Raw genomic sequence first — 11,315 nt, 5'->3', positions numbered from 1 at the left:
CCGCCGTGCAGCAGCTGGGAGTCCACCCCGCGGGCGTCCAGGTGCTGCTGCAGGATCCGGGCCATGGTCACGTACTGGGTGAACACCAGCACCGAACCGCCCTCGGCCAGGATCGTGTCCAGCAGCTCGTCCAGCAGCGCCAGCTTCCCCGAACGGTGCGGGATACGGGGCCGCTCCTCCTTCAGGAACTGCGCCGGATGGTTGCAGATCTGCTTCAGCGAGGTGAGCAGCCTGACCACCAGACCGCGCCGCTCCATGCCGTCCGCGGTGGAGATCGCGTCGAGCGTCTCGCGGACCACCGCCTCGTACAGCGATGCCTGCTCGGCGGTGAGGGAGACGGGGTGGTCCGTCTCGGTCTTGGGCGGGAGTTCGGGCGCGATGCCCGGGTCGGACTTCCGCCGCCGCAGCAGGAACGGCCGGACGAGAGCGGCCAGTCGTGCCGCCGCCCGCGGATCGCGGCCCGATTCCACGGCATCGGCGTAGCGGCTGCGGAACGAGCCGAGACGGCCGAGCACGCCGGGGGTGGTCCAGTCGAGCACGGCCCACAGCTCGGTCAGGTTGTTCTCCACCGGCGTGCCCGTGAGCGCGATCCGGGCCGGGGCCGGTACGGCGCGCAGCGCGCGGGCGGTGCTCGAACGGGGGTTCTTGATGTGCTGCGCCTCGTCCGCGACGACCATGCCCCAGGCGGTGGCGGCGAGGGCGGGCACCTCCAGGCGCATGGTCCCGTACGTGGTGAGTACCACGGCACCGGCGGGCAGGCCGGCCAGGTCACGGCCGGGGCCGTGGAAGCGGCGCACGGGGGTGCCCGGCGCGAACTTCCCGATCTCCCGCTGCCAGTTGCCGAGCAGTGAGGCCGGGCAGACGACGAGGGTGGGCCCCGGCGTCGCCGGATCCTGCTGCCGGTGCAGGTGGAGGGCGATCAGGGTGACGGTCTTGCCCAGGCCCATGTCGTCGGCGAGGCAGCCGCCGAGTCCGAGCGAGGTCATCCGGTCCAGCCAGGCCAGACCGCGCACCTGGTAGTCGCGCAGGGTGGCGGTGAGCGCGGCGGGCTGGACGAACGGGCGGACACCTGCCGAGGCCTCCGGGCGGGCGGCGGACTCCGGGTGTGGGGAGCGCTCCCCGTGCGCGGCTTGTTCCCCGTGCGGGGCCTGCTGCTGGTGCGGCACGAGCTCCGGGTCGGCGGTGAGGGCGGCCCGCAGCCGCTCCAGTTCTCCGGTCGCCGTGACCCCGACCCGCCGTCCGTCCACCTCGGCCGATCCGGTGAGTACGGCGGCCAGCGCGTCCGCGGCGGTGACCTTGTGCTCCTGCCGGGCCCGCGCCCGGCGGGCCTCGGCGGGGTCGACCAGGACCCAGCGGTCGCGGAGCCGGACCAGGGGGCGGGCGGCCTCGGCGAGCCGGTCGAGCTCGGCCGGGGTGAGGTCGGAGCCCGGCGCTGCCCCGGGAGCGGCCCCGAGCTCGGCCCCGGGCTCAGCCCCGAGCGTGTGCCGCCAGTCGAAGGAGAGCAGGGCGCCGGGGGACAGCAATCCCGGGACGCCGCCCGGCCGTCCGGCCCCCGACGCGCCGGAGGAGCCGCCGCCGAGCACGGCCCGCGGCGTGAGACCGCGTACCAGGTCGCGCGGCCAGTGCACCGGGACGCCGTCGGCGGCCAGCGCCCGGCCGGGCTCGCCGAGCAGTTCGAGCACCTCCTCGTCGGCCAGGTCGACGGCGTGCGGAACGGCGGCCGTGAGCAGTGGGGACAGCGGCGGCCACAGGCGGGCGGCGCGGCGCAGTGCGAGCAGCGCGTCCATCCGGGCGCGCGGGGCGAACCCGGCCGCCACCGCTCCGGCCCCGGACCACACCGCGGCGGCGTCGGCGACCAGGGCGGGATCGGCCACGCCGTGCAGCTGGAGCACGGCACGGAACCCGGGTGCCTCGCGTGCGGGGGGCCGGTCCGCCAGCTCCACGCGCAGGGAGATGCGTACGCCGGCGTCGTGGCCCGCGGCGACCTCGGCGGCCCAGCTCCGCAGGGCGGGGTAGCGGGCCGGCCCGGTCGCGGCGAACGCGGGACCGCCGGCCGCGGCCGGCGCGGCGGGGGTGCGGGGGAGGGTGTCCGCGACGGCGTCCAGGAAGCGGCGCAGCAGCGCTTCGGGGGCCGGCAGCCGCAGCGGCTCGCCGTCCACCGGGACGCAGTGCGCGGCCGGCGGCATCGCGGCGGCCAGCTCGCGGACCCGGCCCAGGCCGGCCGCGTCGAGCGGGCCGATCCGCCAGGCGTCGTGGTCGGAGGCGGTGAGGCCCGGCAGCAACAGGCCGCGGGCGGTGAAGTCGAGCGCCAGCAGGGCGGCCGCACCCCAGAAGGCGGCCGCGGGGGAGGGGGCCGCGGGGGCCGATGCCCCGGTGGGGCGGAGCCCGTCGCAGCTCCGCACGCGGGCGCGGACCAGCACCGGCAGCGCGTCGCGCAGTGGCAGCACGAGGGCGGTGGACGGCACCGGCCGGAGTCCGGGGCCCACCACGAGCAGCAGCTCCGGCGAACCCGGACCGGCGGGCACGGGCAGTGGCTCGTCCTCCGGCGGCAGGAAGGCCACACGGCCGGACCGGGCGGGATCGGCGGGCAGGAAGACGGCGGAGCAGCGGATGAGGTCGTCGATCTTGGGAAGCACGCATTCCTCAAATTTGACTACCGGATACGGAGCCGTCGACGGTACCCGAAGGAATCGCCGCGCGGGCCCGTCCTGACCGTGACCCGGATCACTTTCCGGCAGCGGGAACGGACGCCCCGCCGGGTACGTTGGAGGAAGTGCCGCCCGGCGCAGGAGCAGGAACCAAGCGCAAACCAAGCGCAGGAACCAAGCGCAGGACCAAGATGCAAGACCGAGGCGCAACGGGGCGGCAGCGGCTCTGCAGCATGGCGCAGGAGGAGGTGTCGGGGGATGTCGACGAGCGGAAAGGTCGCCGCCGCGGGAGTGGTGGCAGCCATCGTGCTGTTCTGGACGGTCGGGTTCTGGCCCGGGCTGCTGGTGCTCATCGGCGTGCCCGCGGCGGCCTACCTGCTGCTGGACTCCTCGCAGCGGCGCCGGCTGAGGCACGTCACACGCAAGCAGATAGGCCGCTGAGCGCGGTCGCGGACGGGCCGCCGGGTGCGGCAGGGGGATGGGGGCAGGCATGGGTCCGGCGGTCGTCGCGGCGGTCAGCAGCAACGAGGAGTACTCCTTCAGCAAGCCCAACCGGGACGGCATCACGCTGCTCGCCGGACTGGGCGTGCAGGGGGACGTCCATGCGGGGGTCACGGTCAAGCACCGTTCCCGGGTGGCCGAGGACCCGACGCGGCCCAACCTCCGGCAGGTCCACCTGCTCCACCGGGAGCTCTTCGAGGAGGTGGCGCGCGCGGGCTTCGAAGTCGGCGCGGGACAGCTCGGGGAGAACGTGACGACGGAGGGCATCGACCTGCACGCGCTGCCCCGCGGTGCCGTGTTGCGGCTGGGTGCCGAGGCGGAGGTCGAGATCACCGGCCTGCGCAATCCCTGCCTGCAGATCGACCGCTTCCGGGACGGTCTGCTCAAGCAGGTGGTCGGCCGGGACGCCGAAGGCGCCATCGTGCGGAAGGCCGGGATCATGGGCGTCGTCCGGCGCGGCGGCACCGTACGCCCGGGCGACGTCATCACGGTCACCCTCCCCGCCGGGCCGCACGAACCGCTCGACCGGGTGTGACCCGGCGAGCCGGCCGGCTCGCCGGCGAGGCGACGCCTCAGTAGTACTCGCGCATCAGGACCGTGGCCCACTCCGGCTGCCGGACCGGCCCCAGGGGCCCGAACTCCGCCATGTACGGCTTGAGATCCAGCACCGGAGTGCCGTCCACCGCGTCCAGCCCCTCGACGTGGACGTCCAGCCCGTCCACCTCCAGCAGCCGGCAGCGCGACACCCCCAGCCGGTTCGGCCGGTTCTTCCCGCGCTGCGCGAAGATCCCGACCAGCGGCCACTCCGGGTTGCCCCGGGGGCGCCGGGCGCCCGTCTCGGCCTTCTCGGCCGGAACCCGGTCGAAGTGGAAGACGACCTCCAGGTGCGAGAAGTCCTCCAGCCCGTACAGCGCCTCCGGCCCGAACCGGGACGCGTCCAGCCGGATCACCGCCCGCTCCGGACCCCACCCGTCGTCCCGGACCTCCGCACGGCCGCCCACCACCAGGCCGACCGGCTCGCTCTCCACCGGCATCTGTTCCCCCTCGAATCGGTCGGTTCGGGTCAGGAGGGCCGTACGGCCACCCGGTCCAGGCCCTCCAGCAGCCCGGGCAGTTCCGCGTCCCGGGGCACCGGAATGACCCCGCTCGGCTCCTCGTCCAGCAGCACGAAGGCGATGTCGTCCGTGCGCGCCACCAGCGACCAGCCGGGGCCGTCGACCCGCAGCATACGGGCGTCCTCGCCCGCGAAGGACGACCGCACCCGCCCGGGCGGCGGCGGGTTCTCGGTATAGCCGCGCGCCTCGCTCAGGGCCCGGTCGAGCCCCGCGTGCGCCACCCGGTTCTCCCCGCCGGACTGGAAGCGCTCCCGCCAGTCCGCCCACTGCAACGCGATCTGGTCCGCGCCCATCCGGCGCTGCGCGGGACCCCACACCTCCGCGGACGGGGGAGCCAGCGGCACCCGGCCGGTGCCGTCCGCGCCCTGCTCGGGGTCGTGCGGGTCCGGCACTCCCGGAGCCGCCACCGCCAGGTCCAGCGGCCAGCCGGCCAGCGAGACCACGATGGTGCGCTCGTCGGGGGACAGGTCGTACTCCATCCCGCAGTCCCAGGAGGCGATGGCCGTCGCGACCAGCGAGACGTCGTCGACGACCACGGTCCACCGGGCGCCCTCCTCGTCCTGGCCCAGCACCAGCCCGTACCCGTCCACCGCGGGCGCCACCCCGAGCAGGGCGCACGCCTGCGGGTAGTCGTCGCCCAGGATGCTCGGGAACTGCGCCGGGGTCAGCAGCACGGCGGTCAGCACGTACAGCGACCCCTCACCCGCGTCCTCACCCGCGTCCTCGGCCACCGCCGAAACCGCCGATTCCTCCGCCACATCGCCTCCCGGTCGCTCTCCTGTCGGCGCACCCTAACCAGCCGGTAACCAGTACGTCGAGAGCTCACCGGCAGCGATTTCCAAGGCCGTTACCTGCACGTAGAGTTGGACGTCCGCCACAGAAAGGCAGACCCCGGTGCAGCGTTACGACCGGCTGAAGGAGATCCTCCGCCTGGATGCCGACCAGGATTTCCTCGCCATCTACCGGCTGATCGCCACCTACGAGTTCCCGTGGGACTTCACCCGCGCCCTGGAGCTCGCCCTCTACCGCACCTACGCCGTGCCCGCCATCGGCAGCCTGCTCGCCGAGACCGCCGAGTTCACCGAGCGCGCGCAGCGCCGCTACGACGACACCGCGCTGCTCCTCGACGCAGTGGTGGAGCACGGCTTCGACAGCGACACCGGGCGTACCGCGATCCGCCGGATCAACCGGATGCACCACAGCTACGACATCGGCAACCACGACATGCGGTACGTCCTGTGCACCTTCGTCGTGATCCCCAAGCGCTGGCTGGACGACTACGGTTGGCGCCCGCTGACCGCCCACGAGCGGCGGGCCTGCGCGAACTACTACGCCACCCTTGGTCGCCACATGGGCATCCAGGACATTCCGGGCTCCTACGAGGAGTTCGAAGCCGCCCTGGACGCCTACGAGAAGGAGCACTTCGGCTGGGACGAGGGCGGCCGGGCCGTGGCCGACGCCACCCTCGACCTGATGGCCTCCTGGTACCCGGCCCCGCTCGCCCCGCTGCTGCGCGCCGGGAGCCTGGCCCTCCTCGACGAACCGCTGCTGCACGCCCTCCGGTACGAGCAGCCGGGACCGGCGGTCCGGACGCTCGTCCGCGGTGCCCTGCGTCTGCGCGGCCGGGCCGTACGGCTGCTGCCGCCGCGCAGCGCCCCGCACTACGGACGGCAGAACCCGGAGATCAAGAGCTACCCCGGCGGCTACGACGTCGGCGAGCTGGGCACCCGCCCGGTGCCGGGCCGGGGCGGCTGCCCGGTCCCGCACCAGCGCCGCGCCTCCGGAGCCGACGCGCAGCCGCCCACCGGCAGCTGAGCCGGCCCGGCCGGCATCCGCGTACGGCCGGGACCCGCGTACGGCCTGCATCCGCGTACGGCCGGGATCGGCGTCCGGGGGCGCCCGTACGGTTCCCGGTACCGCCCCTCAGGGCTCCCGTACGGCCAGTGCCAGGAAGCGGGCGTCCTCGTCGGCGTACGAGGTCATCCGCCAGCCCGAACCGGCCAGCAGCGGGCCGAGGTTCCGCTCCGCTCGCAGGTCCTCGGGGGAGGGCTCGCGGCCGTGCCGGGCCGCCAGTGCCGCTCGCCCGATCGGATGAAAGAGGGCGAGCCGGCCGCCGGGCCGCACCACCCGGGCCAGCTCGCGCAGGTTCTCGGCCGGCCGGGGGAGGTGCGCGATCAGGCCCGCGGCGAACACGGCGTCCAGGCACGCGTCGCGCAGCGGCAGCCGTGCCACGTCGGTGCGCAGCAGCACGCCGTCGGCGTCACGGCCGGCCCGGGCCGCCTCGGCCAGCATCTCCGCGGTCAGGTCCGCCGCGACGACGGTCCCGGAGGGGCCGACGGCGGCCCGCAGCGCGGGCAGGGCCCGGCCCGTGCCGCAGCCGGCGTCGAGCACCCGGTCCCCGGGCCGCAGGCCGAACTCGGCCACCGCCGCGGCGAAGGCAGGCCCGTCGTCGGGGAACTTGCGGTCCCACCCGGCGGCGCGCACGCCGAAGAACTCCTGCACGTGTGTGTGGTCCTCGGTCATGCGCCCATGATCCCGCACGGGGGTGCCGGCCGACAGATCCGGCGTGTGCGGTACGTGCTCAGACTGCCACCCGGCGTGGTCGGAGGTGAACGTAGCTCTGTCATATTCCGGCAGTTCCAGCAGCTTTTGAAATGCGCCCCTTGTTCGTGCCGTCACCCGGACTAGCGTCCCCGGGTCATGGGACACCTGGACCACGCGGCCTACGGCTGGCTGACCCCCGTTCTCTCCTACGTGATGGCCTCGCTCGGCGCGGCCCTCGGGCTCCGCTGCACCGTCCGCGCGCTCGCCGCCACCGGACGCTCCCGCCGCAACTGGCTCCTCACCGCGGCCTCCGCCATCGGCACCGGCATCTGGACCATGCACTTCGTGGCCATGCTCGGCTTCCACGTCACCGGCACGGAGATCCGCTACGACGTGCCGCTGACCATCCTCAGCCTGCTCGTGGCCATGGCGGTCGTCGGCGCCGGCGTCTTCGCCGTCGGCTACGGCCGGCACCGCGGCCGGGCCCTCGTCCTCGGCGGCCTCACCACCGGCCTCGGCGTGGCCGGCATGCACTACCTGGGCATGGCCGCCCTCCGCCTGCACGGCGACGTCCGCTACGAACCGGTCACCGTCGGCCTCTCCGTCGCGATCGCGGGCGCCGCCGCCACCGCCGCCCTGTGGGCAGCCCTCAACATCAAGTCCCCGGCGGCCGTGGCCGTCGCCTCCCTGGTGATGGGAGCCGCCGTCACCAGCATGCACTACACGGGAATGGCGGCCGTGGCCGTCACCGTCACCCCCTCCGCCACGGCCCTCCCCGGAGCCACCGCCGCGCAGTTCGTCTTCCCCCTCGCGGTCGGCCTCGGTTCCTACCTCTTCCTCACCTCCGCCTTCGTCGCCCTCTCCCCGACCGCCGGCGAACGGGCCGCGTCCGCCCGGGCCCGCAGCCTGGGCGGCCGGGCCGCGGCCCACTGACACCCCCACGGCAACGATCCGAACGACCCGAACGACCTGACCGACCCGAACGAGGAGCCCATGCGCAGACCCCGCAGGACACCGGACGCCGACCGGGCGCCCCGGCTGCCGGCGCCCCCGGCGCGCGGGCGCCGGGCCCACGCCGGACCGCCCGCCGACGAGCCGCCGACCGGGCCGTACGAAGGCCGTCCGGGCCACGACGAACGTGCCGGCCACGACGGACGTCCGGGCCCGGAGGACCGTCCGGGCCACGTGGACCGCGAGGAACACGGGGCCGAGGGCGAGCGCGGGGCCGACGGCGAGCACCCCGGCGACCGGGAACGGCCCTCCGGCGGCGATACCCCGCCGCCGGGTCTCCCGCCCGGCCGCGGCCCCGCCGCACGGCTACGGCTGCGGCTGCGCACCGGGACCGTGCGCGCGAAGATCATCGCCCTGCTGATGGTCCCCGTCCTGTCCCTGCTCGCCCTCTGGGCCTTCGCCACCGTCAACACGGCCCAGGACATCGCCCGGCTGAGCCGCATCCAGCAGGTGGACGAGGAGATCGGCACCCCGCTGGCCAGGGCCGTCACCGAACTCCAGGCCGAGCGGCGCACGGCCGTCCGATCCCTGGCCGGGACCGGGACCGGGACCGGGACCGGTACCGGCAGCGGGACCGGTACCGGCACCGGTGCCGAGCAGGCCGCCGACCTCGAACAGCAGGTCCGCCGTACCGAAGCCGCAGTGCGCGCCCTCCGCCTCGGCGACCGCCACACCGTCGCCGACTCCGGCGACTACCCGGCCGACGTGTCCCGCCGGCTGGGGTCCTTCGTCGAGGCCGCCGAAGCCCTCGGCACCGCCCGCGCCGACGTCACCGCCCGCAAGACCACCCCGGACGCGGTCTATACGACGTACACCGAGGTCATCGAGCTGGCCCTGAGCACGGACGGGGCGGTCACCGCCCTCCCGCACGCCGGACTCGGTGCCGACGGCCGCGTCCTCCTCGAATTCACCCGCGCCACCGAGTTCCTGGCCCGCGAGGACGCCCTGCTCGCCCTCCCCGGCCAGCGCACCGCGGACGTCTTCCGCCGGTTCGCGGGCACGGTGGAGGCCCGCCGCACCCTCACCGCAGCCGCTGCCCGGGACCTCCCCGCCCCGCAGGCCGCCGCCTGGCAGGCCGTGCTCACCGGCACCGCGCACAGCGGCCTCACCGCCGCCGAGGACCGGGTGCTCGCCGCCGGGACCGGCCGCGAGGCACACGACGCCCCCGCCGAGTGGCAGACCGCCCACGCCGAGGTCGCCGCGGCGATGCGGGACATCGGCACCGGGGCCCGGCGCGAAGCCGCCGACCGGGCCGACCCCTTCGCCCAGGGCTTCCTCAGCCCCGCCGGGGCGGCCGTCGTACTCGGCCTCGCGGCCGTCGCCGCCTCCCTGTTCATCTCCGTCCGCATCGGCCGCGCCCTCGTCGTCGAACTGGTCTCGCTGCGCAACGGCGCCCTGGAGATCGCCCACCGCAAACTTCCGCACGCCATGCGGCGGCTGCGGGCCGGGGAGGACATCGACGTGGTCGCCGAGGCCCCGCCCGGCACCCCCGCCGAGGACGAGATCGCCCAGGTCGGAGAGGCCCTGTCCACCGTCCACCGGGCCGCGCTGAGCGCCGCCGTGGAACGCGCCGAACTCGCGGGCGGGATCTCCGGGGTGTTCGTCAACCTCGCCCGCCGCAGCCAGGTCCTCGTCCACCGGCAGCTCTCCCTGCTCGACTCCATGGAACGCCGCGTCGACGACCCGGGCGAACTCGGCGACCTGTTCCGCCTGGACCACCTCACCACCCGCATGCGCCGCCACGCGGAGAGCCTGATCATCCTGTCCGGCGCCGCTCCCGGGCGGGCCTGGCGGGTACCGGTGCCGCTCACCAACGTCGTACGCGCCGCGGTCTCCGAGATCGAGGACTACCCCCGCGTCGAGGTCGGCCGGCTCCCCGAAGCAGCGGTGACCGGCGCCGCCGTCGCCGACCTCACCCACCTGATGGCGGAACTCATCGAGAACGCCACCCAGTTCTCCCCGCCGCACACCAAGGTCCGGGTCACCGGCGAACCCGTCGGCACCGGATACGTCCTGGAGGTCGAGGACCGCGGCCTGGGCATGGGCCGCGACACCCTCGCCGAGGCCAACCGCCGGATCGGACAGTCCGAGGCCCTGGACCTCTTCGACAGCGACCGGCTCGGTCTCTTCGTGGTCAGCCGGCTCGCCGCCCGCCAGGGCGTCAGGGTGCACCTGCGCCCCTCGCCGTACGGAGGGACCACTGCCGTGGTGCTGCTGCCCAACGCCCTGCTGCAGAGCGCGATCCCCGCGGGTCCCGCCGGCGGACCGCGGGAGGCGGCGTCCCCCGCTCCGGTTCCGGCTCCGGTCCCCGAGCCGGAGCCGGAACCGGCCCCCACCGCGGGATCGCGCGGCCGCGGGTCCGTACCCCGGACGGACCCGCGCCCGCGCCGCGTCCCCGCGGCGGCCCCCGCGGGCCGGGCGGAAGGGCCCGCTCCGGTGGCCACCCTCCGGCTGCGCGGATCGGGCACCTCCGGGACCTCGGGCACCTCAGGCACGTCAGGCACCTCAGGCACCTCAGGCACCTCCGGCACGTCCTGCGCCCCCGTCACATCCGTGTTCCCGAGCACGTCCGGCTCCCCTGACACCCCTGGAACCCCCGGCACACCCAACACCGGCATGCCCAGCACGCCCGGCACCCGTGATGCTTCCGGCACCCCGGACAGCCCGGGCACCCCCGGCGTCCCCGGTCTCCGTAACGCGTCCGCCGGGAAGGCCGTCCTGGCCGAGGTGACCGAACTGCCCCGGCGGGTCCGGCAGGCCAGCCTCGTGCCGCAGCTGCGCGAGGCCGCCACGGCGGCCGGCGCCGGGCCGGGTCCCGCGGCCACCCCCCGTACCCCGCAGGACCCGCCCGGCCGAAGCCCCGAGGAGGCCCGCGACCGGATGGCGGCGTACCGGGCCGGCTGGGTCCGGGGCACCGAAGACGCCACACACGACGCACACACCACACACGACGCACAGGACGCACACGACGCGCACCCGGCGAGCGCGGACCCGGCGGGCCCGGGCGGCTCCGAGGGCCACGGCGATGGAGGACGGCGATGACCGAACAGCACAGATTCGACCCGGGCCACGACGGGGCCCGCCGCGCCGGTGAACTGGACTGGCTGCTGGACGACCTGGTGCACCGGGTGCGCGAGGTCCGGCACGCCGTGGTGCTCTCCACCGACGGGCTGGCCGTCGGCTCCTCCAGTGCCCTCGGCCGAGAGGACGCCGAGCACCTGGCGGCCGTCGCCTCCGGCTTCCACAGCCTCGCCAAGGGCGCGGGCCGGCACTTCCACGCCGGGGGCGTGCGCCAGACCATGGTGGAGATGGACGCGGGGTTCCTGTTCGTCGCGGCCGCCGGGGACGGTTCCTGCCTGGCCGTGCTCAGTTCCGCCGCCGCCGACATCGGCCTGATCGCCTACGAGATGGCCCGGCTGGTCAAGCGGGTCGGCGAACACCTCCACACCCCGCCGCGGTCCGCCGCGCGACCCCCGGCCGCGGGCTGAGGGCGGCC

Annotated in this window: 10 protein-coding genes; 6 read left to right on the top strand and 4 right to left on the bottom strand. The window is 75.3% G+C overall.

Going from position 1 to position 11,315, the window contains the following annotated elements:
- Positions 1 to 2,636 (bottom strand): SNF2-related protein (locus AB0O36_RS25755; RefSeq protein WP_365114467.1); only part of this gene is annotated, 2,636 nt, incomplete at its 3' end.
- A gap of 270 nt (positions 2,637 to 2,906) precedes the next feature.
- Here AB0O36_RS25755 and AB0O36_RS25750 point away from each other — a divergent pair.
- Both AB0O36_RS25750 and AB0O36_RS25745 read left to right on the top strand, forming a co-directional pair.
- On the top strand, positions 2,907 to 3,089 hold the full coding sequence (locus tag AB0O36_RS25750; protein WP_365114465.1) for a hypothetical protein: 183 nt from the start codon (positions 2,907 to 2,909) through the stop codon (positions 3,087 to 3,089).
- 49 nt (positions 3,090 to 3,138) lie between these two features.
- A complete protein-coding gene (locus AB0O36_RS25745; RefSeq protein ID WP_365114463.1) occupies positions 3,139 to 3,684 on the top strand; it encodes an MOSC domain-containing protein in 546 nt (181 codons plus the stop codon).
- A gap of 37 nt (positions 3,685 to 3,721) precedes the next feature.
- Here AB0O36_RS25745 and AB0O36_RS25740 read toward each other — a convergent pair whose 3' ends face one another.
- Both AB0O36_RS25740 and AB0O36_RS25735 read right to left on the bottom strand, forming a co-directional pair.
- Entirely contained in the window at positions 3,722 to 4,183 is a 462-nt protein-coding gene (locus AB0O36_RS25740; protein WP_365114461.1) for an SAM-dependent methyltransferase, read from the bottom strand.
- 29 nt (positions 4,184 to 4,212) lie between these two features.
- On the bottom strand, positions 4,213 to 4,995 hold the full coding sequence (locus tag AB0O36_RS25735) for a hypothetical protein (RefSeq protein WP_365114489.1): 783 nt from the start codon (positions 4,993 to 4,995) through the stop codon (positions 4,213 to 4,215).
- A 163-nt stretch (positions 4,996 to 5,158) separates the two neighbouring features.
- Between AB0O36_RS25735 and AB0O36_RS25730 the strand changes: the two genes are divergently transcribed.
- Entirely contained in the window at positions 5,159 to 6,079 is a 921-nt protein-coding gene (locus tag AB0O36_RS25730; RefSeq protein WP_365114460.1) for an oxygenase MpaB family protein, read from the top strand.
- A 108-nt stretch (positions 6,080 to 6,187) separates the two neighbouring features.
- Here the strand turns inward: AB0O36_RS25730 and AB0O36_RS25725 are convergent, their stop codons facing one another.
- Positions 6,188 to 6,787, bottom strand: coding sequence for a class I SAM-dependent methyltransferase (locus AB0O36_RS25725; RefSeq protein ID WP_365114458.1), 600 nt, complete (start codon positions 6,785 to 6,787; stop codon positions 6,188 to 6,190).
- A 177-nt stretch (positions 6,788 to 6,964) separates the two neighbouring features.
- On the opposite strand from AB0O36_RS25725, the gene AB0O36_RS25720 reads away from it, so the two are divergent.
- From AB0O36_RS25720 to AB0O36_RS25710, 3 genes are all read left to right on the top strand, one after another.
- Complete coding sequence (locus AB0O36_RS25720; RefSeq protein ID WP_365114456.1) at positions 6,965 to 7,741, top strand: MHYT domain-containing protein; 777 nt, start codon at positions 6,965 to 6,967, stop codon at positions 7,739 to 7,741.
- 438 nt (positions 7,742 to 8,179) lie between these two features.
- Positions 8,180 to 10,861 carry a nitrate- and nitrite sensing domain-containing protein gene (locus tag AB0O36_RS25715; RefSeq protein WP_365114487.1) on the top strand — a complete coding sequence of 894 codons (2,682 nt, stop codon included), beginning with the start codon at positions 8,180 to 8,182 and terminating at the stop codon, positions 10,859 to 10,861.
- Complete coding sequence (locus AB0O36_RS25710) at positions 10,858 to 11,307, top strand: roadblock/LC7 domain-containing protein (protein WP_365114454.1); 450 nt, start codon at positions 10,858 to 10,860, stop codon at positions 11,305 to 11,307. The genes AB0O36_RS25715 and AB0O36_RS25710 overlap by 4 nt, the downstream gene beginning before the upstream one ends.
- Positions 11,308 to 11,315: the final 8 nt, after the last annotated feature.

Origin of the sequence: Streptomyces sp. NPDC089799, from assembly GCF_040684755.1 — a bacterium.
GTDB lineage: Bacteria > Actinomycetota > Actinomycetes > Streptomycetales > Streptomycetaceae > Streptomyces.
This window is presented reverse-complemented; position numbering and strand designations above follow the sequence as displayed.

Bases quoted from the DNA above. Each gene is read 5' to 3' on its own strand.
- AB0O36_RS25720 (WP_365114456.1), top strand. From the start codon at position 6,965: ATGGGACACCTGGACCACGCGGCCTACGGCTGGCTGACCCCCGTTCTC.
- AB0O36_RS25740 (WP_365114461.1), bottom strand. From the start codon at position 4,183: ATGCCGGTGGAGAGCGAGCCGGTCGGCCTGGTGGTGGGCGGCCGTGCG.
- AB0O36_RS25750 (WP_365114465.1), top strand. From the start codon at position 2,907: ATGTCGACGAGCGGAAAGGTCGCCGCCGCGGGAGTGGTGGCAGCCATC.
- AB0O36_RS25710 (WP_365114454.1), top strand. From the start codon at position 10,858: ATGACCGAACAGCACAGATTCGACCCGGGCCACGACGGGGCCCGCCGC.
- AB0O36_RS25715 (WP_365114487.1), top strand. From the start codon at position 8,180: ATGGTCCCCGTCCTGTCCCTGCTCGCCCTCTGGGCCTTCGCCACCGTC.
- AB0O36_RS25725 (WP_365114458.1), bottom strand. From the start codon at position 6,787: ATGACCGAGGACCACACACACGTGCAGGAGTTCTTCGGCGTGCGCGCC.
- AB0O36_RS25745 (WP_365114463.1), top strand. From the start codon at position 3,139: ATGGGTCCGGCGGTCGTCGCGGCGGTCAGCAGCAACGAGGAGTACTCC.